The sequence below is a fragment of the Citrobacter sp. Cb004 genome (assembly GCF_030337065.1).
GTDB classification, from domain to species: domain Bacteria; phylum Pseudomonadota; class Gammaproteobacteria; order Enterobacterales; family Enterobacteriaceae; genus Citrobacter; species Citrobacter braakii.
Map to the genome: position 1 here is coordinate 1 of NZ_JAOWCH010000059.1, position 20,093 is coordinate 20,093.

At 49.9% G+C, this 20,093-nt stretch carries 17 protein-coding genes; 11 read left to right on the plus strand and 6 right to left on the minus strand.

Annotation, left to right across the window (positions count from 1 at the left end):
- Positions 1–32: 32 nt before the first annotated feature.
- Positions 33–1,396 (minus strand): IS3 family transposase gene (locus tag OGV65_RS12390; RefSeq protein ID WP_155849795.1). Its coding sequence is split into 2 segments (ribosomal slippage): positions 33–919 and positions 919–1,396, totalling 1,365 coding nucleotides; the frame shifts between segments, so codons are not numbered across the junction.
- A gap of 271 nt (positions 1,397–1,667) precedes the next feature.
- On the opposite strand from OGV65_RS12390, the gene dtpB reads away from it, so the two are divergent.
- Positions 1,668–3,140: a dipeptide/tripeptide permease DtpB gene (gene dtpB / locus OGV65_RS12395; RefSeq protein WP_016157689.1), complete on the plus strand. Its 1,473-nt coding sequence runs from the start codon at positions 1,668–1,670 to the stop codon at positions 3,138–3,140.
- A 200-nt stretch (positions 3,141–3,340) separates the two neighbouring features.
- Here dtpB and OGV65_RS12400 read toward each other — a convergent pair whose 3' ends face one another.
- On the minus strand, positions 3,341–3,844 hold the full coding sequence (locus tag OGV65_RS12400) for an RrF2 family transcriptional regulator (RefSeq protein WP_016154877.1): 504 nt from the start codon (positions 3,842–3,844) through the stop codon (positions 3,341–3,343).
- A 232-nt stretch (positions 3,845–4,076) separates the two neighbouring features.
- Between OGV65_RS12400 and OGV65_RS12405 the strand changes: the two genes are divergently transcribed.
- The 7 genes from OGV65_RS12405 to OGV65_RS12435 all read left to right on the plus strand — a co-directional run bounded on the left by OGV65_RS12405 (position 4,077) and on the right by OGV65_RS12435 (position 10,659).
- Positions 4,077–5,276, plus strand: coding sequence for an NAD(P)/FAD-dependent oxidoreductase (locus OGV65_RS12405; RefSeq protein WP_286455006.1), 1,200 nt, complete (start codon positions 4,077–4,079; stop codon positions 5,274–5,276).
- 451 nt (positions 5,277–5,727) lie between these two features.
- Positions 5,728–6,537 (plus strand): sorbitol-6-phosphate dehydrogenase subunit, encoded by an 810-nt coding sequence (locus OGV65_RS12410; RefSeq protein WP_016157691.1) that lies wholly within the window; start codon positions 5,728–5,730, stop codon positions 6,535–6,537.
- Between the two features lie 30 nt (positions 6,538–6,567).
- Positions 6,568–8,016: a PTS transporter subunit EIIC gene (locus OGV65_RS12415; protein ID WP_286455007.1), complete on the plus strand. Its 1,449-nt coding sequence runs from the start codon at positions 6,568–6,570 to the stop codon at positions 8,014–8,016.
- Positions 8,013–8,441, plus strand: a complete 429-nt coding sequence (locus OGV65_RS12420; protein ID WP_047501384.1) for a PTS mannitol transporter subunit IIA — start codon at positions 8,013–8,015, stop codon at positions 8,439–8,441. Before OGV65_RS12415 ends, OGV65_RS12420 begins: the two co-directional genes overlap by 4 nt.
- A 39-nt stretch (positions 8,442–8,480) precedes the next feature.
- Positions 8,481–9,179, plus strand: a complete 699-nt coding sequence (locus OGV65_RS12425; protein WP_049283126.1) for a DeoR/GlpR family DNA-binding transcription regulator — start codon at positions 8,481–8,483, stop codon at positions 9,177–9,179.
- A gap of 17 nt (positions 9,180–9,196) precedes the next feature.
- Positions 9,197–10,369 carry a mannitol dehydrogenase family protein gene (locus tag OGV65_RS12430; protein ID WP_019078100.1) on the plus strand — a complete coding sequence of 391 codons (1,173 nt, stop codon included), beginning with the start codon at positions 9,197–9,199 and terminating at the stop codon, positions 10,367–10,369.
- A 2-nt stretch (positions 10,370–10,371) separates the two neighbouring features.
- Positions 10,372–10,659: an HPr family phosphocarrier protein gene (locus OGV65_RS12435; RefSeq protein ID WP_029139725.1), complete on the plus strand. Its 288-nt coding sequence runs from the start codon at positions 10,372–10,374 to the stop codon at positions 10,657–10,659.
- 98 nt (positions 10,660–10,757) lie between these two features.
- On the opposite strand, the gene rsmJ is transcribed toward OGV65_RS12435, so the two are convergent.
- A complete protein-coding gene (gene rsmJ / locus OGV65_RS12440) occupies positions 10,758–11,510 on the minus strand; it encodes a 16S rRNA (guanine(1516)-N(2))-methyltransferase RsmJ (protein ID WP_049042429.1) in 753 nt (250 codons plus the stop codon).
- An 8-nt stretch (positions 11,511–11,518) separates the two neighbouring features.
- Positions 11,519–13,561: an oligopeptidase A gene (gene prlC / locus OGV65_RS12445; protein WP_286455009.1), complete on the minus strand. Its 2,043-nt coding sequence runs from the start codon at positions 13,559–13,561 to the stop codon at positions 11,519–11,521.
- Between the two features lie 214 nt (positions 13,562–13,775).
- Between prlC and OGV65_RS12450 the strand changes: the two genes are divergently transcribed.
- Positions 13,776–14,618, plus strand: a complete 843-nt coding sequence (locus tag OGV65_RS12450; protein WP_016154881.1) for a 23S rRNA (adenine(2030)-N(6))-methyltransferase RlmJ — start codon at positions 13,776–13,778, stop codon at positions 14,616–14,618.
- A 104-nt stretch (positions 14,619–14,722) separates the two neighbouring features.
- Positions 14,723–16,075, plus strand: a complete 1,353-nt coding sequence (gene gorA / locus OGV65_RS12455; protein WP_046274489.1) for a glutathione-disulfide reductase — start codon at positions 14,723–14,725, stop codon at positions 16,073–16,075.
- A gap of 66 nt (positions 16,076–16,141) precedes the next feature.
- Here gorA and dinQ read toward each other — a convergent pair whose 3' ends face one another.
- Positions 16,142–16,225, minus strand: coding sequence for a damage-inducible type I toxin DinQ (gene dinQ, locus OGV65_RS12460; protein ID WP_003837776.1), 84 nt, complete (start codon positions 16,223–16,225; stop codon positions 16,142–16,144).
- Between the two features lie 381 nt (positions 16,226–16,606).
- A complete protein-coding gene (locus OGV65_RS12465; RefSeq protein ID WP_216404067.1) occupies positions 16,607–18,001 on the minus strand; it encodes a cytochrome-c peroxidase in 1,395 nt (464 codons plus the stop codon).
- Positions 18,002–18,426: 425 nt separating this feature from the next.
- Here OGV65_RS12465 and OGV65_RS12470 point away from each other — a divergent pair, with 425 nt between their 5' ends.
- Entirely contained in the window at positions 18,427–20,076 is a 1,650-nt protein-coding gene (locus OGV65_RS12470; protein WP_029139724.1) for an alpha,alpha-trehalase, read from the plus strand.
- Positions 20,077–20,093: the final 17 nt, after the last annotated feature.

The following is a 20,093-nucleotide window of genomic DNA, read 5'->3' on the forward strand; positions in this document are numbered from 1 at the left end:
TGGACTGACCCCATAAAGTTGGACAGTTCATGTTAAGCGGCTTTCAGAGCCTGGGTTCGGTATTCTACCGGACTCAGGCCTTTTAATTTCAGGCTTATTCGTTCGTTGTTGTAGTAATGGATATAGCTCTCTATCGCTTTCCTTAGTTCGCTGACACTGCTGAACTGACTCAGATAAAAACATTCCGATTTCAGCGTCCCGAAGAAGTTCTCCATCACCGCATTGTCCAGACAGTTACCTTTACGCGACATACTCTGCGTCATGCCCTTCGCCTTTAACCTGGCCTGATAACCTTCCATTCGATATTGCCAACCCTGATCCGAGTGCAGCAGCGTGCTATCTTCCGGGCTGAGCTTCAGGAACGCATCGTGCAGCATCGTATTAACCATCTCCATCACCGGCCTTTCCGACAGGCTGTAGGAGATAATCTCCCGGTTAAACAGGTCAAGAACCGGTGACAGGTACAGCTTTTTACCCTGTACCGAGAACTCAGTAACATCTGTCACCCATTTTTCGTTGGCTTTTGACGCGCCGAAGTTCCGGTTCAGTATATTGGGCGCTGCCCTGCCAGTTTCGCCTTTCCAGGAACGATATTTCTTCACCCTTATCAGGGACCGGAGCGACAGCTCTGCCATCAGTCGTTGCACTGTTTTATGGTTCACCAGCAGCCCCTGTTTTTTCAGCGAGAGCGTGATCCTGCGGTAGCCATAACGTCCTTTGTGATAGTGGTAAATCTCTCTTATTTTATCTTTCAGTCCGGCATGCCTGTCCATGCGCTTTAGCGCGTTCATATTGTGATACCACGTGCTGCGGGACATACCCGCGGCACGCAGAAGATCACTGAGCGCATACTCCAGCCTTAGCTCACTGATTATTGCGGCTTTTTGCCGTTTTTCTCGCTTTGAACTAAGGCCTTCAGCTTTTTTAGGTAGGCATTCTCTGCACGCAGGTAACGGAGTTCAGCCCGTAGTTCTTCGGGCGATAACGTTTCCAGTGCAGCATCGGTAAGTGGAGATGATTTTTTAGGTTTTTTCATGTCCTTGCTCCGGCCCTGTTTTATCCTCAGAAGTCCTTTCTCACCAGCATCCTGGTAAACATTAACCCAGTGCCGGACAACGGTTTCGGTTGAGATATTAAACCGTGCGGCGGCCTCGCGCATGGAAAGTTCTTCAGCGAGTACAGTCCGGACTACAGCAATACGGAACGACGGTGAATGGCGGTCATTTTTCCAGGTAATACCATCAATACCGTGAAGTTGCCAGGCTCTTACCCAGCGTCGCACCGATGTTCTTTCAACACCAAAACGTTCAGCGGTACGATGTGTGCCATCGAGTCCGGCAAGGTAATGATTAACTACAGCTAATCTGGTTTCGAGGGAATATTTTGGCTTTGCCATAAAAAACTGCACCTTAGTCAGTTGGGTGTCCAACTTTTGGGGTGCAGTCCACTGTGCGGGCGTTTTTGTTTTTATCATTCGGACACAATTAGTACATCAATCCAACAAACAAATCATAATTAGTGTGATCAACTAATTGGATCGAAAACCATCTCTATAATACTCTACTCTAGCGGCTAATAGCCGCAGTCTATAACAAAATAAGACTTTTTCGGCGCGTTTAAGCATACGCGTTCATACTTTTCGGGATGGCTTTGAAAGGCGATGGAATATGAATAAAACTGCACCTACGGGCTTGCTGCAGCAACCTCGTCCGTTCTTCATGATCTTCTTTGTAGAATTATGGGAACGATTTGGCTATTACGGCGTTCAGGGCATCCTGGCGGTATTCTTTGTTAAGCAGCTAGGATTTTCACAGGAACAGGCATTTGTCACCTTTGGTGCCTTTGCTGCGCTGGTCTACGGCCTGATCTCGATCGGCGGCTACGTCGGCGACCACCTGTTAGGCACCAAGCGCACGCTGGTTCTCGGTGCCATTGTGCTGGCAATCGGCTACTTCATGACCGGGATGTCGCTGCTCAAGCCCGATCTGATCTTTATTGCTTTGGGTACCATTGCCGTCGGTAACGGGCTGTTTAAAGCCAACCCGGCAAGCCTGTTGTCAAAATGCTATCCACCAAAAGACGCCCGTCTGGACGGTGCTTTCACCCTGTTTTATATGTCGATTAACATCGGTTCGTTGCTGTCGCTGTCGCTGGCGCCGGTGATTGCCGATAAGTTTGGCTACGCGGTGACCTACAACCTGTGCGGAGCCGGGCTTATCGTCGCGCTGCTGGTCTACTTTGCCTGCCGTGGGATGGTAAAAAATATCGGTTCTGAGCCAGACCATAAGCCGCTGAATTTCCGTAATCTGCTGTACGTGCTGGCCGGTACGGTAGTGATGGTATTTGTCTGCGCCTGGCTGATGCACAACGTGCAGATTGCCAACCTGGTGCTGATCGTCTTGTCGATTGCCGTGACTATCATCTTCTTCCGTCAGGCATTCAAACTGGATAAAACCGGGCGCAACAAGATGTTCGTGGCCTTCATCCTGATGCTGGAAGCGGTTGTGTTCTACGTGCTGTACGCGCAGATGCCGACATCGCTGAACTTCTTTGCTATCAATAACGTGCACCATGAAATTCTCGGTTTCGCCATTAACCCAGTGAGCTTCCAGGCGCTGAACCCGTTCTGGGTGGTGCTGGCAAGTCCGGTATTGGCCGCGATCTATACCCGTCTGGGAAACAAAGGCAAAGACCTGACTATGCCGATGAAATTTACGCTCGGTATGTTCCTGTGCTCGTTGGGCTTCCTGACGGCCGCAGCTGCCGGGATGTGGTTTGCGGATGCGCAGGGGCTGACGTCGCCGTGGTTTATCGTGCTGGTATATCTGTTCCAGAGCCTGGGTGAACTGCTGATTAGTGCCCTGGGACTGGCGATGGTCGCCGCTCTCGTGCCGCAGCACCTGATGGGCTTTATTCTCGGGATGTGGTTCCTGACGCAAGCCGCCGCCTTCCTGATGGGCGGGTATGTCGCCACGTTTACTGCCGTACCGGAGAACATCACCGACCCGCTGCAAACGCTGCCTATTTACACCAACGTCTTCAGTAAGATAGGCCTGGTCACCCTGGCTGTCACGGTGGTGATGGCGATTATGGTGCCCTGGCTGAACCGAATGATTAATACGCCAGATAGCAGTAAATAAGCTTTTTTTAACATTAACCGCGAGTCACATCGCGGTTTTTTTTGCCTTTTAAGTCCTGCATTGTAAGAGCGTAGTTTATACAAACAGGTCATCATGAATGGACATGACCATGAACGATATTGCGTTGATTAAGACTTCGGTCTTATCACGCCAGCGGAAAGCGCTTCTCACCGAGGATGAGCACCGGGCATTTTCAATCGCTACCCTTTGCGCGCGTTAATCCACTCCTGAACTTCGACCACAAAAGTGTCCGGCGCTTTGCGGTACATTTTGCGCGCCAAATCCAGAATCGTATGCTGACCGAGCGCTTCTTCCATTCGCTGCTGAGCCATATCCATTACCGAGCGCACACCACAAATGCCTTCACAGGCCCACTCCGGCGGATGCTCCTCAAATACCGCCAGCCGCTGGCGAATCTCACGACACTCAAAGATGCGCTTATCGCCATCAATGGCATTCACCACGTCCAGCACCGTAATGTGTTCAGCAGGTTTAGCCAACTGGAAACCGCCGCCCTTTCCCTCAATACTGCGCACCAGGCCCGCTTTCGATAAACGGGTGAAAATTTTCGCCAGGTAGTCGTACGGCACGCTTTGCAGCTCGGCAATTTCCCGCACACTCATATCCCGCGCGTCGCCCTTGCTGTCGACCATACACATCAGGCTATGAATGCCGTACTCAACCCCGGAACTGTAAAATGCCATTCTCTTATCTCAGCCAAAATGAATCTGAGTTAATTGTAGCTTTTTCGTCTCATTCATTCCAGACAGCAGCACAACCCATATTTATATAAAAACTTTAATCATATATTTATCAAATATATAATCAAACACCCTACGACATCAGGACAAAAAGGATCCTGATCGCATTGCAATTCTTAACTACGACAAATAAAATCCGAGTAAATTATTCGTAGTCACCAGAGAGAACCCCCCAATGCGTAAACGAATTCTGATCGTGGGCGCCGGCTTTGCCGGTATGTGGGCAGCATTAAGCGCCGCACGACTGGCGGATAAACATCAGCAGGCCATTGATATTACAGTAATTGCACCACAGCCAGAGCTGCGTGTCCGCCCACGCTTTTATGAACGCGCCGTACAAACCCTGGTCGCCCCGCTGCAACCCTTGTTTGACGTTACCGGCGTCAATTTCCTGCAAGGTCACGTCGAGCAGATCATCCCGGACTCTAAAGAGGTGAGCTGGAAAGATGCCAACGGAGAAATTCATCTGCGCCGCTACGACCGCCTGGTACTCGCCAGCGGGAGTCACGTTAATCGCGACGCCGTTGTCGGTGCAGCCGAGCATGCGTTTGACCTCGACCAGCTCGAGAGCGCCACCGCACTGGAGCAGCACATTACAGACCTGGCATTACAGCCGGAAAGTGAGACTCGCAATACGGTGGTGGTCTGTGGCGGCGGCTTTACTGGGATTGAGATGGCGCTGGAATTACCTGGTCGTCTGCGTGAGATTCTGGGTGCCGATGCTAAGACCAGAGTGGTCGTAGTTGAACGCGGTGCTCAGCCTGCCGGGCGCTGGAGCCAGGAATTACGCGACGTAATAATCGAAGCCTCCACTGAACTGGGCATCGAATGGTTGGTAAATGCAGAAATAGAAAGCGTGGACGCCGGCGGCGTAACGCTGAAAGATGGGCAGGTTATTGCCTCTCAAACAGTTATCTGGACCGTCGGCGTGCAGGCCAATAGCCTGACAGCACAGATTAACGCCCCGCGCGATCGACAGGGCCGCCTGCATGTGAATGCCAATCTGCAGGTCGTGGGTCATGATAATATCTACGCCACTGGCGATGTGGCCTACGCCGCCACCGATGACAAAGGCAACCATGCGTTAATGACCTGCCAGCACGCTATTTTGTTGGGTAAATTTGCCGGTAATAACGCCGCTGCAAGCCTGCTGGGTGTAGAACCTTCACCGTACCGTCAGGAGATGTACGTCACCTGTCTGGATCTCGGCGCGTGGGGCGCGGTGTATACCGAAGGATGGGATCAGCAGGTCAAACTCACTCGCGCAGAAGCGAAGAAACTGAAAGTATCGATTGTCAGTGAACTGATTTATCCGCCGAAAGCGGAAAGAGCCGTCGCATTTGAGATGGCTGACCCATACGCACCGTTTGTCTAACCTCCAGTAAACATAGTCTTCCTGACGGACAATCACTCTGTCAGGAAGTCGCCAGTGCCATACAACCTCCCCAGCAATGCCCCATCAGTTATATACATGGTTCTTTATCAATTATTCCCCTCAATTTTAATCACGCATAAAGACGCATTAAAAAAGCAAACGTGCAAATAAACGCATTAATGAATCGATTAACAATCGTACACGCCAGAAATGCGATCCTTTACGCAAAACACCAGAAACCAAAGCAACCAACTGAATTAAAAGAATTTAAAATGTATCCTGTGATTAGTATCGCAAAAATCAACGATCTTCGTAGGCAATGCGTTTTTCTGCGCATAGATTATAAACACGCAAAAAACCGCATCAACATGTAAACAATATGCTGCGGGCATCGAATGTCAAATACCCAGGCAGCTGCTGTCAGTCAATCGTGAAAAATGGGAGAACGTAAATGGATCAAGCAACAAAGTGGTTGGATCTTTCCGGTAAAGTCGTGGTCGTGACGGGTGGCAGTATGGGCCTGGGTGAAAAAATGGTTGAGAATCTCTACGCCAACGGTGCAACCGTGGTTTATGCCGATTTATCACCCAATAAAAACTTCAGCCAGTTCGACGACATCATCTTTATCAAATGCGATGTGACCAAAAAAACAGAAGTTGAGCAGCTCACGGCCTCAGTGGTAAAGAGGTTTGGTCATATAGACGGTTTAGTCAACAATGCTGGTGTCAGCCGTCCACGCCTGTTAGTCGATGTATTTAAAGAAAAACCAGAATATGAACTGAGCGAAGATGATTTCGACTTTATGGTCAATGTTAACCAGAAAGCTGTTTTTCTGGTATCGCAGTCCATTGGGCGCCAGATGGTCGAACAAGAATCAGGCGTCATTATCAATATGACTTCTGAAGCTGGTGTTCAGGGTTCACGCGGGCAGAGCTGCTATTCCGCAACGAAAGCCGCCGTTAACGCCTTCACATTTTCATGGGCGAAAGAGTTGGGCCCCCACAATGTGCGCGTTGTTAGCGTTGAGCCAGCCATCAATGTACCAACGCCAATGAACAGCGAAGCCAATTTCCGGGCGCTGGCTTACACACGAGGAACCGATCCAAATCATGTTCATAAAGACTATAAAGGCATTATTCCTCTTGGTCGTCCGGGGAAACTTGAAGAGATTGCCGACCTGATCTCTTTCCTGGTTTCCGATCATTCTTCTTATATCACCGGGTCCGTAATCAATATTACCGGCGGTAAATCGCATCATTAATCACTCATCAATATAAGAATGGAGCCGACCATGGGGAACAGTCGAATTGCCAATAGCCCTGCGTTAGCAAAAATTAGAAAGTTTGGTGGAGTTATGAGCGGCATGGTTATGCCGAATCTGGGAGCGTTTGTGGGATGGGGGTTAATGGCCGCCATCTTTATCCCTAATGGCTGGTTCCCTAATGAAAAATTAGGTGAAATGGTTGGCCCAATCCTGAATTACCTTTTTCCATTACTGATTGGCTATACCGCAGGATATAACATCCACGGTCAACGTGGAGGGGTCATTGCTGCATTCGCGACAATGGGCGTTATTGTCGGGTCCGAAATCACGATGATCAGTGGGGCGATGGTCATGGGGCCACTCTCTTCCTGGCTGTTGAAGAAATTTGACCAAAAAGTGCAGGACAAAATTAAGCCGGGATTTGAAATGTTCGTCAATAATTTCAGTCTCGGAATTATTGGCCTGATATGCGCTATTTTCGCCTATATGACCGTTGGGCCGGTTATCCGCCTGCTGATTGTCATTATCACGTCAGGGGTAAACTGGTGTACCAGCAATAATTTACTCCCTTTACTGTCCGTGTTTATGGCGCCCGCTCAGGTTCTGTTCCTGAATAATGTGGTTAACCACGGCATTCTCGCACCAATTGGTTTCGCCCAGGTTCCCGAACTGGGTAAATCAATTATGTTCCTGGTGGATACCAATAATGGCCCACTGCTCGGAACATTAATGGCGATAGCCCTGTTTGGACGTGGGCGCGCGAAGAAAACAGCACCGATGGCGATGTTTATTGCAGGTATAGCGGGGATCGGTGAAGTCTATTTTCCATTTGTGCTGGCAAATCCATTACTGGTATTCGCCACAATGGGAGGACTTGCCGTCTCCTTATTCTTACAAGTCATCATGGAAGGCGGGTTGATCGGCGTTGCATCTCCAGGCAGTTTAATCGCTATCGCCATGATGACGCCGAAAAGCGCCATCGTTGCCAATCTGGTGTCCATCAGCGCAGGGTTTATCGTGTCATGCGCGCTGGGCTGGTTAATACTTAAAATCAGCCCCGGTTCAGAAGATGATGATGAAAGCCCAGTGACTGTCGGCGGGCGTCAGGTTAAATCTGTGGCTGATTTTGTCCCGGGCTTATCCAATACCAGCGTAAAAAAGGTGCAACGTATATTAGTCGCATGTGATTCCGGGATGGGTTCTAGCGCAATGGGCGCTTCTGTTCTACGTAAACGACTACAAGAAGAAGGGCTCGGCTATATTAAGGTTATTAACGATTCAGCAAACCGAGTGGGTAGAGACTACGATATGGTAATTACTTTATCTGGGCTCCTTGAGCGCGCAAAATTAAGCTGTGAAAACACCGATACTGTGTTTATGACCGTTAATAACTTTATTAAGTTGAGTGATTATGACGAAACAGTTGCGTTTATAAAATCGCATAATCATGAAAACCATGAAGAGGTGTCAGCATGAGTGACATCTTTATCCCCGAGAACATTATTCTTAATGCACATGCCAACGATAAATTTGAAGCTATAACACTTACTGGAAATATTCTGAGAATGAATGGCTATGTGACAGATAAATACGTTCAGAGAATGAAACTCAGAGAGGAGATTGTTTCAACTTATTTAGGCAATGGTTTAGCAATACCACATGGTACCGATGGTTCAGATTGCGAAATCATTAAGTCAGGCATTTCTTTAGTACAGTTTCCTGACGGTATAGACTTTGGTGATGGAAATACTGCCTATATAACCATAGGTATCGCGGGTAAAGAAGGCGAACATATGGACTTGTTAAATAAAATCGCCTTAATTTGCATTGAAGAAAAGAATGTTCAGGCATTACGAACCGCTAATTCCATAGAATATATTTTACAAGTGCTAAACATCTAAGATATACTCATTATTCTCTGAATAAAATGAGTCATTACGATGAAAGCGGCAAGACAAGATATTATTCTTCAAATACTTGAGAAAGAGAAAAAGATTGTTGTCAGTAAATTAAGTGAGCGTCTTAAGGTTTCTGAGGACACCATAAGACGCGACTTAAATGAGCTTGCGAATCAAGGAGTAATTCATCGTGTTCATAGTGGCGCAATACGCGTCGGGCCTGCCATCACTGAGTTTAATATCCGGCAGGATCTGAACACCAGTGAGAAAGTAAAGCTGGCAAAGAAAGCCGTACATTTAATTAAAGAAAATAGCGTCATTTTAATTGACGGAGGAACAACTAACTACGAACTCATAAAGCTAATACCCAAAGATTTAAAATGCACTGTTGTTTCTAACAACATCCCTATTCTGCATTTATTAAGTGATTACAAGAATGTAGAGGTTATAGGATTAGGGGGCAGGCTTTATAAAAACTCTTTGGTTTTAATTGGTGCTGAAACTATTCGTGAATTAAATGCTATTCGCCCGGATATATACTTTATGGGTGTTGCGCATGTTGACAGTGAAGTCGGTGTAACTATTCCCGATCTGGATGAGTGTTATACCAAACAAAAAATGGCTGAAGTCTCAAATGAAGTTGCCATTCTTGTAACCGAAGAAAAACTTGAGACCAGATCTAATTTCGTGGTGTCCTCACTCAAGGATATAAATCATATATTCACGAGCAAGGATATCTAATAATATGAGGAGTTATAATGAAACGCGTATTAATTATAGGCGCTGGCCGCCTTGGTAAAGGCTTTGTGGGCGAAACGTTTGACAATGCTGGCTGGGATATAACCTTTCTGGATAAAGACCAACGAGTTATTGATGAACTGAACCGTGAAAACAAATATACCGTTCAGGTTTTTCGTACTGATGACATCATTTTACACGAAATCACCAACTTTAATGCTTTTTTGACCGATGACAACTATTCTGTCATGAATGACTTTCTTGAGTCTTCTGTCATTATGTGTCCACTTTATCCAGAGGATTTTGCAGAATCCGCTCAGTATCTTGGCAAATGTTTTGAGCATCAATATCATATTGACCCAAACAAAAAAATGTCATTAATTTGCCTGACAAATAAAAATCATATTATTAAAGATATTGAAGGCTGGTACCGTGACGCAATCCCATCTGCTGAAGCGCGTCAATGGTTCGACACCCACGTAGCGATCCGCGACTCAATTGTCAGACGCTCCACCGATGCCAAAACGCACTACGCAACCCAGATAGACAGCACCGCCGTTGCCTCTTTGATCATTCAAACTCCTCTTTATAACGACATCAGTGGTGTGGAATGGCTAGAGCCACGCGAACATCTGGAAATGCTCAAAGACATCAAAGTATTTACCATTAATGGCCCTCACGCTACTACCGCCTGGTATGGACATCTGAAAGGTTACAAAACCATTCCTGATGCCTCAGCCGATCCTCAGGTTTCAGATTTGGCCAATGCGGTACACGATGTCACAATTACTGCGGTAATGACCGAATACCCACAAATCACGCGTGAAGCATTAAAAGATCTGGAGTACTTACCTAAAGCTAAAAACGAACTCCCGGATTCGATTCATCGTGTCGCCTATGATCCTATTCGGAAATTGGCTTATCAGGATCGCTTAATGGGTGTAGTGCAACTTTGTCTTAAACACGACCTCGATTACACCCCCCTCACAAAAGCGATCGCTTGCGGCCTTGCTTATTATGCCGAAGACGATCAAGCCTCTGTCAAACTGCAACAGAAAATGCAACGAATGGGATTGCTGACTACCGCTGCCGAAATCATTGGCTTACCTAAAAATCACCCTGTGACGCTTAATGTTGCACAGCAATATTTAGCGCTGGATGCTGAAAATTTAATTCCAACGACACAGTGTTAATTATGATGCCTGATGCCAATTGCAATGCTCGTTTCATCATAAAAAATGAGCATGGTCTACATGCTCGTCCAGGAGCAAACCTGGTTGCGACATTAAAACCCTTTAAATGTGAAGTTAAGATCGCAAATCTTGCAAGAAGTGATAAATACGTAAATGCAAAGAGTCTAATGGCTCTCATGTCCCTGGGTATAAAAAAAGGCCATGAAGTCAATATCGTATTCCTGGGTGAAGATGCCCAAATTGCATTACAAAAACTTAGCGCCGAAATCGAAAATGGTTTAGGTGAATAAGCTAATATCATTGGCGCTTATTTTTAAATAAGCGCCAACATCCGAAGATTTGGGAGCATTATGATGACCACCACCCATGATCGAGTTAAGTGGAAAGGCTATTCAGGAGTCCCCGCGTAAATATCAAACCGATGCCCTTTCGTAACTACCGCGTTCGGCGTGGCGACATCCGCCAGCGGCGGTGCGTAATCCGGGCGCTTCACTACCACACGTTTAGTGGCTAACTGACGCGCAGGCTCCAGCAGCCCATCCGCATCCAGGTCCGGCCCCACCAACGACTGAAACACGCGCATCTCTTTTTTCACCAGCGCACTTTTCTGCTTATGCGGGAACATCGGGTCGAGGTACACCACCTGCGGACGCGGGGTGATATCGGTTAACGCCGTCAGGCTTGAGGCGTGGATCAGTTGTAAACGTTCCTGCAGCCACGGACCGATTTCCGGGTCAGCATACCCTCGCGCCAGGCCATCATCCAACAGCGCCGCCACGACCGGGTTACGTTCCAGCATTCGCACGCGGCAGCCTACTGAGGCCAGCACAAACGCATCGCGCCCCAGCCCTGCAGTCGCATCAACCACATCCGGCAGGTAATCGCCTTTAATGCCAACCGCCTTCGCCACCGCTTCGCCGCGACCACCGCCAAATTTGCGCCGATGGGCCATCGCACCGCCAACGAAATCCACGAAGATACCGCCGAGTTTGGGCTCATCACGTTTACGCAGTTCCAGATGTTCCGGTGTCATCACCAGCGCCATCAGGTTATCTTCATCGTGCGTAAGATTCCAGCGGACGGCAAGAACAGATAAGGCGCCGTCTCCGGCGCCTGTTTCATCTACTAAGCAGATTTTCACGTGAATAATCAGCCTTTAATCCCGTAATGCTCCAGCATTGCATCCAGTTGCGGCTCACGGCCACGGAAGCGCTTGAACAGTTCCATCGGCTCTTCAGAACCACCACGGGTGAGAATGTTATCGAGGAACGATTGTCCGGTTTGACGGTTGAAAATCCCTTCATCTTCAAAGCGAGAGAATGCATCCGCCGCCAGCACGTCGGCCCACAGGTAGCTGTAGTAACCCGCCGCATAGCCACCAGCAAAAATGTGGCTGAAGGCATGCGGGAAGCGGCCCCACGTTGGGCCCGGCACCACGGCGACCTGCTTTTTAATTTCCGCCAGCGTTTCGAGGATTTTCGCCCCTTGCTGTGGGTTAAACTCCGCGTGCAGACGGAAATCAAACAGGCCAAACTCAAGTTGACGCAGAATAAACAGCGCCGCCTGGTAATTTTTCGCCGCCAGCATTTTATCCAGCAGCTCCTTGGGCAGCGGCTCACCGGTCTCAAAGTGACCAGAGATAAATGCCAGCGCTTCGGGCTCCCAGCACCAGTTCTCCATAAACTGGCTCGGCAGTTCGACCGCATCCCACGGCACGCCATTGATACCTGAAACACCGGCGGTTTCGATACGGGTCAGCATATGGTGCAGACCGTGGCCAAACTCGTGGAACAGGGTGATCACTTCATCGTGGGTAAACAGCGCGGGTTTGCCGTTCACCGGGCGGTTAAAGTTACAGGTCAGGTAGGCAACAGGCTTTTGCAGCGTACCGTCGGCTTTACGCATCTGGCCGACGCAGTCGTCCATCCACGCCCCGCCACGTTTATGTTCACGGGCATACAGGTCAAGATAGAAACTGCCGCGCAGTTCGTTGTTTTCGTCATACAGTTCGAAGAAACGTACTTCCGGGTGCCAGACGTCAACATCAGTGCGCTCTTTAGCGGTAATGCCGTAAGTACGTTTAACCACTTCAAACAGGCCGTTAACGGCTTTGTTTTCCGGGAAGTATGGACGCAGCTGCTCATCGCTGATGCTATAGAGGTGCTGTTTTTGTTTCTCGCTGTAGTAAGCGATATCCCACGGCTGCAGCTCATCAACACCAAATTCTGCTTTCGCGAAGGCGCGCAGTTGAGCCAGCTCTTTCTCGCCCTGAGGACGGGCACGTTTCGCCAGGTCCGTCAGGAAGTCGAGTACCTGCTGCGGGTTTTCCGCCATTTTGGTGGACAGAGATTTAAAAGCGTAGCTTTCAAAGCCCAGCAGCTGTGCCAGCTCGTGGCGCAGCGCGAGGATCTCTTCCATTATCGGGCTGTTGTCCCATTTACCAGCGTTTGGCCCCTGGTCAGACGCGCGAGTGGAGTAAGCGCGATACATCTCCTCACGCAGCCCCTGGTTATCACAGTAGGTCATCACCGGCAGGTAGCTTGGGATATCCAGCGTTAACAGGTAGCCTTCCTGCTGTTTAGCATCAGCCTGGGCTTTTGCAGCCGCCAGCGCGCTTTCCGGCATGCCGGAGAGTTCCGCTTCATCAGTCACCAGCTTAGTCCAGCCCATCGTGGCATCGAGGACGTTATTGCTGTAGAGATTGCCCAGCTCAGACAGGCGGGTGGCAATCTCACCATAGCGCAGCTGTTTTTCCTTCGGCAGACCAATACCAGAAAGCTCAAAATCGCGCAGCGCGTTATCGACCGCTTTTTTCTGTGCGGTGTTCAGGGTGGCGTAATGATCACCGTCACGCAGGTCGCGGTACGCTTTGTACAGACCTTCATGTTGCCCAACCCAGGTGCTGTATTCAGACAGCAGCGGCAGCGTTTGTTCGTAGGCTTCGCGCAATTCCGGGCTGTTTTTCACCGAGTTCAGGTGGCTAACCGGAGAGAAAATACGCCCCAGCACATCGTCAACTTCCGCCAACGGCTGGCAAAGATTTTCCCAGGTGTACGGCGCGCCCTGCGCAACCACTCGCTCAACGTTTTCGCGGCAATCGTTCAGCGCCTTAGTCACGGCAGGCACGACGTGCTCAGGCTGAATTTTAGAAAATGGCGGCAGTTCGAAGGGGGTCAGCAATGGATTGGTCATTAGCGCGGTCCTGTTGAAAAGAGTGAATGAAGCGCGTATCCGGCGCTGTGCATATTAATTTGTACAATGGGGTTAAGTGTAGAGGATTTCAATGCCAGGCGTTGCGCTTTCGCGGCAGTGACGACTTTTCTGTATACTGTGGCGATACGCTTTATTTTCGCCCGATATTGCGCTGTTTTCGGGCCTACGTTTATAACCTGGAACACGTTTACCCATGCTGAGTTATCGCCACAGTTATCACGCTGGCAACCACGCCGACGTCCTTAAACACACCGTCCAGAGCCTGATCATCGAGTCGCTTAAAGAGAAAGAAAAACCGTTTCTCTATCTGGATACCCATGCTGGCGCAGGCCGTTATCAGCTGAGCAGTGAGCATGCCGAACGTACCGGTGAATATCTGGAAGGGATCGCCCGTATCTGGCAGCAGGACGATTTGCCTGCCGAACTGGAACCCTACATTGGCGTGGTGAAGCACTTCAACCGTAGCGGCCAGTTGCGCTACTACCCCGGCTCTCCGTTAATTGCTCGCCAGCTGCTGCGAGAACAGGACAGCCTGCAATTAACGGAACTGCACCCGAGCGACTTTCCTTTGCTGCGCGGCGAATTCCAGAAAGATGAGCGCGCACGCGTGGCCAAAGCCGATGGTTATCAGCAGCTAAAAGCAAAATTACCGCCGGTTTCCCGTCGCGGGCTGATCCTTATCGATCCCCCCTACGAAATCAAAAGCGACTACCAGGCGGTGGTGACCGGTATTAACGAAGGCTATAAGCGTTTCGCAACCGGCACCTATGCGCTGTGGTATCCGGTAGTTCTGCGCCAGCAAATCAAACGCATGATCCACGACCTGGAAGACACCGGTATCCGCAAAATTCTCCAGATTGAGCTGGCGGTGCGCCCGGACAGCGATCAGCGCGGCATGACGGCGTCCGGCATGATTGTAATAAACCCGCCGTGGAAGCTGGAACAGCAGATGAACAGTGTCCTGCCGTGGTTGCACAGCAAACTGGTTCCGGCAGGAACCGGTCATACGTCGGTAAGCTGGATCGTGCCGGAGTAATCGCAGTCATCGGTGGAACCTTTTAATTTCAGGTATACAATCGCGAATATTTTGGCGGATGGCGTAACGCTTCTCCGCCCTACAATGAACATGAAGGAGCGGTCATGACCAAGCACTATGATTACATCGCTATTGGCGGCGGCAGCGGCGGTATTGCCTCCATTAACCGTGCAGCAATGTACGGCCAGAAATGCGCGCTGATTGAAGCCAAAGAGCTAGGCGGCACCTGCGTTAACGTTGGCTGCGTACCGAAAAAAGTGATGTGGCATGCCGCACAGGTCCGCGAAGCAATCCACATGTACGGGCCGGATTACGGTTTCGACACCACCATCAATAAGTTCGATTGGGATAAACTGATCGCCACGCGTACCGCTTATATTGATCGCATTCATACCTCGTACGACAACGTGCTGGGCAAAAATAATGTCGATGTGATTAAAGGCTTTGCCCGCTTTGTGGATGCCAAAACCATTGAAGTGAACGGTGAAACCATTACTGCCGATCATATTTTGATTGCTACCGGTGGTCGCCCGAGCCATCCAAGCATTCCGGGTGTGGAATACGGTATCGACTCCGACGGTTTCTTTGAGCTGCCCGCGCTGCCAAAACGCGTGGCCGTTGTTGGTGCAGGCTACATCGCCGTTGAACTGGCGGGCGTAATTAACGGTCTGGGTGCACAAACGCATCTGTTCGTGCGTAAACACGCGCCGCTGCGCAGCTTCGACCCAATGATCGTCGACACGCTGGTTGAGGTGATGAACGCCGAAGGCCCGACTCTGCATACTCACGCGATACCAAAAGCGGTCGTTAAAAACGCTGATGGCAGCCTGACCCTGCAACTGGAAGATGGTCGTAGCGAAACGGTAGATTGCCTGATTTGGGCGATCGGTCGTGAACCTGCCACCGACAACTTCAACCTGGCGGTTACTGGCGTGAAAACCAACGAAAAAGGCTACATCGTCGTTGATAAATTCCAGAACACCAGCGTGCCGGGTATTTATGCCGTCGGCGATAACACCGGGGCCGTTGAGCTGACGCCGGTTGCCGTTGCCGCGGGCCGCCGTCTGTCCGAGCGTCTGTTTAACAACAAGCCGGACGAGCATCTGGACTACAGCAACATCCCGACCGTGGTCTTCAGCCATCCGCCTATTGGTACCGTGGGCCTGACCGAGCAGCAGGCTCGCGAACAGCACGGCGATGATCAGGTGAAAGTGTATAAATCATCGTTTACCGCGATGTATACCGCTGTCACCACCCACCGTCAGCCGTGCCGCATGAAGCTGGTTTGCGTCGGTCCGGAAGAGAAGATTGTCGGTATTCATGGCATTGGTTTTGGGATGGATGAAATGCTGCAAGGCTTCGCGGTCGCTCTGAAAATGGGCGCAACCAAGAAAGACTTTGATAACACCGTTGCCATTCACCCAACGGCATCTGAAGAGTTTGTCACCATGCGTTAATCGCGCTTTAGGAATGTTAAAGGGCAAAGAGGGGTTAGCTCTTTGCCCTTAGTTACGTTTCCGCTATCAGTTCAGCAGTTGCAGCAGATAGCGGATCAGCTCCAGCAACGCGATTAACGCTCCCAGAACGATGATTGCTTTATCAATCACCCGTTTTCTCCATCAGATGGAGTGAGAATGCATCCGCTTACTCATCCATTGCCTGTCACGGCGCATGTCCCAGTGTTAGATGATGGAACTCTCACTCCGGCCAGAGCATCGGCCAACGGCACCACCCGTACAGCCGATCAGGACTTAGAAAGCGTTTAGCGCGCGTCCGGAATGAAAATGCTTCAGAGCCAACTGGATAAGTATACAGTTGTTTTAATCAAAACAACCAGCGTATTCTTGCAATACTACCGGTAAGGTAATACGATTGAAGCGTTAGATGATGGAACTCTCACTTCGGCCAGAACCACCAACTCGGGCTGAAGCGTAAAAAAACCGACGTGAAGTCGGTTTTTTTACGTCCGAATCTGGACCACAGAGAAATTATTTACCCTGCATATACGGTGTATATACCCCATTAAGGCTTTCGAGGAATGCCACGATATCGTCGATATCTTCCTGCGGTAGTTCTTTACCCACCTGATAACGCAGCATCAGTTTTACCGCACCGTCGAGCGTAGGCACATCACCGCGATGGAAATAAGGCGCAGTCAGCGCAACGTTACGCAATCCAGGGACTTTCTGACGCAGCTTGTCACGTAATTCATTGGTGACGTTCATGCGGCCAATATCTGCAGCAGTGACCTCGCCGAAATTAAAGTCCTTTTTCAGACCCAATGGCTCAAATGAACGTCCGCCTAAAATAATTCCGCCATGACAGGTCGCGCACTTATTATCTTTAAACAACTGATAGCCATGTTTTTGCTGAGCGGTTAAGGCCGCTTCATCACCACGCAGCCATTTATCAAACGGCGAATTTGGCGTAATCAGCGTTTTCTCAAACTCAGCAATCGCATCGGTAATATTATCCCCACTGAATCCCTGCGGATAAACGGCAATGAACTCTTGCTTAAGTTGCGGATCCTTGTCCAGTTTCTGGATAATTTCATCCCAGGATTTTGACGCCATTTCGATAGGGTTCAACGGTGGGCCACCGGCCTGCGCCTGCAGTGTTGGCGCACGGCCATCCCAGAATTGCTCAACGTTAAAGACCGAGTTAAATACCGTTGGCGCATTGATAGGGCCAACCGCGCCGCCTACACCGATTGACGTTTTCCGGCCATCCACGCCGCCCGCATTCAGGGCGTGACAGTGCGCGCAAGAAATCGTGCTGTCGCCGGAAATACGCGGGTCATGGTAAAGCGTAAAACCAAGCGCTACTTTGCGGGCATCGGTCGGGATGCTTTCCGGTATCGGCTGTACAGGTTCATTACGATGCTGCGTGGCAGTATCGTTACTGGCGTAGTACTGCTCACGCTGTTTCGCAATCCAGCCCAGGATCTCTGCTCGCTCCGTATCGCTTACTTTGCCAGCCCAGTGCAGTGCGGTATAACGCGTCGGCGGCATGGTCTCGTACTGCATCACCCACTCAATTTTATTCAGATCGCTTTGCGAAACGGGTTTATCCGCGACCAGCGCCGCACGAACGGCCTCCAGATTGAATGATTTGTATCCCAGTTGAATATCGTAATTCATCAACTGCTTAGCGACGGGAAAAGAAGAATAGAAAGGTAATTCAGCCGAAGGAGTGTGACAATAATCGCATCCTTTTTCACGTAAGAACCCTAGTACTTTATTATTTTCTTCCAGCGTAGAGGCCTGAACATCAGCCTGTTTACTCCGTTGATTATCGTGATACCACACATAACCGGATAATCCAAAATAACAAACCGCGACGCCAGCCATGGCAATCACGGTAAGACGGGTAATGATTTTCATTATTTTACCCTCACCGTTGTGAGTTATTGTGACCCAGAAAATTAGAATAATTAATAGACAGTCTTTGTCAGACCTGACCATCATAGGAAATGAGGGGATTACTATTTTGATAAGTATCAAGCAATTACATGGAGGAGAACTATCGATAGAATAGCCTGTGCCTATTATAGAGTTAAACGTTACCAGGTTGTGTTCACACCTCGTTGCAATCGAATGTTCTGAAAATGGAATATCCTCAGGTTGTGCAGAATTCGGAATTCTGCATTATTTTCATTGGGATAGATTTATTTTTTGGATATTGCGCAGCACTAAAATGTGATCGACCGCACGCTTTACTCACCAGATACCGAAGCGAATGTCTACGCTTAATTGACGAGCGGGCAATAGCCTTAATCTTTCAACGTCCATCGGAGGTCTTTCGCATTATGCTCAACCAGAAACTACCCCACGCCCCTTCTGAAGAAATGACGATCGACATCGATCTGCTTTATGAAATGGATCCGTGCGAGTTAAAGCTGGATGAAATGATTGAGGCGGAGCCTGAACCGGAGATGATTGAAGGGTTACCCGCCTCAGATGCGTTAACTCCCGCCGATCGTTACCTCGAGCTGTTCGAACACGTTCAGTCGTCGAAACTGTTTGCCGATAGCAAAACCTTCCCCGACTGTGCACCGAAAATGGATCCGCTGGATATTTTGATCCGCTATCGCAAGGTTAAACGCCACCGCGACTTTGATCTGCGACGCTTCGTCGAGAACCACTTCTGGCTCCCGGAAACGCCCTCCAGTGAATATGTTTCTGACCCGGCAAATTCGCTGAAAGAGCATATCGATCAACTGTGGCCAGTGCTGACGCGCGAACCACAGGATCACATTCCCTGGTCCTCGCTGCTGGCGTTACCGCAGTCATATATTGTGCCCGGCGGACGTTTTAGTGAAACCTACTACTGGGATTCCTACTTCACCATGCTGGGTCTGGCGGAGAGCGGTCGCGAAGATCTGCTGAAATGTATGGCGGATAACTTTGCCTGGATGATTGAAAACTATGGTCACATCCCGAACGGTAACCGTACTTACTACCTGAGTCGCTCGCAGCCGCCGGTCTTTGCGCTGATGGTCGAACTGTTTGAAGAGGATGGCGTACGCGGCGCGCGTCGTTACCTTGATCATCTAAAAATGGAGTACGCGTTCTGGATGGATGGCGCAGATTCCCTGGTACTCAACCAGGCCTACCGTCACGTGATCAGAATGTCGGACGGCTCCCTGCTCAACCGCTATTGGGACGATCGTGATACGCCACGCGATGAGTCGTGGCTTGAAGACGTCGAGACCGCCAAGCATTCGGGTCGCCCACCCAATGAAGTGTATCGGGATTTGCGCGCGGGCGCGGCCTCCGGCTGGGATTACTCCTCGCGCTGGCTACGCGATGCAGGCCGTCTTGCCAGCATACGCACCACTCAGTTCATCCCTATTGACCTGAACGCGTTCCTCTACAAGCTGGAAAGCACTATCGCCAATATTTCCGCACTGAAAGGCGACAAAGACACTGAAGCGCAGTTTCGCCAGAAAGCCAATGACCGCCGCGATGCGGTGAATCGCTATCTCTGGGACGATGAAAACGGCTGCTATCGCGATTACGACTGGCGGCGCGAACAAATGGCCCTGTTCTCTGCCGCCAGTATTGTGCCGCTGTATGTCGGCATGGCAACGCATGAACAAGCCGACCGACTTGCTAATGCGGTACGCAGTCGCCTGCTAACCCCCGGAGGGATTTTAGCCACGGAGCATGAAACGGGTGAGCAATGGGATAAACCCAACGGCTGGGCGCCGCTGCAGTGGATGGCGATCCAGGGTTTCAAACTTTACGGCGACGACCATCTTGGGGATGAAATCGCCCGTAACTGGTTAAAAACGGTGAATCTCTTTTATCAGGAACACCACAAGCTTATCGAAAAATACCACATCGCCGACGCCGCGCCGCGCGAAGGCGGCGGCGGGGAATATCCGTTGCAGGACGGCTTTGGCTGGACCAATGGCGTGGTGCGCCGACTCATCGGTCTGTATGGCGAACCCTAGCAACTGACGGTCTGAAT

Excerpts from the sequence above, each read along its gene's own strand:
- dtpB (WP_016157689.1), top strand. The coding sequence starts at position 1,668 with ATGAATAAAACTGCACCTACGGGCTTGCTGCAGCAACCTCGTCCGTTC.
- OGV65_RS12400 (WP_016154877.1), bottom strand. The coding sequence starts at position 3,844 with ATGGCATTTTACAGTTCCGGGGTTGAGTACGGCATTCATAGCCTGATG.
- OGV65_RS12405 (WP_286455006.1), top strand. The coding sequence starts at position 4,077 with ATGCGTAAACGAATTCTGATCGTGGGCGCCGGCTTTGCCGGTATGTGG.
- OGV65_RS12410 (WP_016157691.1), top strand. The coding sequence starts at position 5,728 with ATGGATCAAGCAACAAAGTGGTTGGATCTTTCCGGTAAAGTCGTGGTC.
- OGV65_RS12415 (WP_286455007.1), top strand. The coding sequence starts at position 6,568 with ATGGGGAACAGTCGAATTGCCAATAGCCCTGCGTTAGCAAAAATTAGA.
- OGV65_RS12420 (WP_047501384.1), top strand. The coding sequence starts at position 8,013 with ATGAGTGACATCTTTATCCCCGAGAACATTATTCTTAATGCACATGCC.
- OGV65_RS12425 (WP_049283126.1), top strand. The coding sequence starts at position 8,481 with ATGAAAGCGGCAAGACAAGATATTATTCTTCAAATACTTGAGAAAGAG.
- OGV65_RS12430 (WP_019078100.1), top strand. The coding sequence starts at position 9,197 with ATGAAACGCGTATTAATTATAGGCGCTGGCCGCCTTGGTAAAGGCTTT.
- OGV65_RS12435 (WP_029139725.1), top strand. The coding sequence starts at position 10,372 with ATGATGCCTGATGCCAATTGCAATGCTCGTTTCATCATAAAAAATGAG.
- prlC (WP_286455009.1), bottom strand. The coding sequence starts at position 13,561 with ATGACCAATCCATTGCTGACCCCCTTCGAACTGCCGCCATTTTCTAAA.
- OGV65_RS12450 (WP_016154881.1), top strand. The coding sequence starts at position 13,776 with ATGCTGAGTTATCGCCACAGTTATCACGCTGGCAACCACGCCGACGTC.
- gorA (WP_046274489.1), top strand. The coding sequence starts at position 14,723 with ATGACCAAGCACTATGATTACATCGCTATTGGCGGCGGCAGCGGCGGT.
- OGV65_RS12465 (WP_216404067.1), bottom strand. The coding sequence starts at position 18,001 with ATGAAAATCATTACCCGTCTTACCGTGATTGCCATGGCTGGCGTCGCG.
- OGV65_RS12470 (WP_029139724.1), top strand. The coding sequence starts at position 18,427 with ATGCTCAACCAGAAACTACCCCACGCCCCTTCTGAAGAAATGACGATC.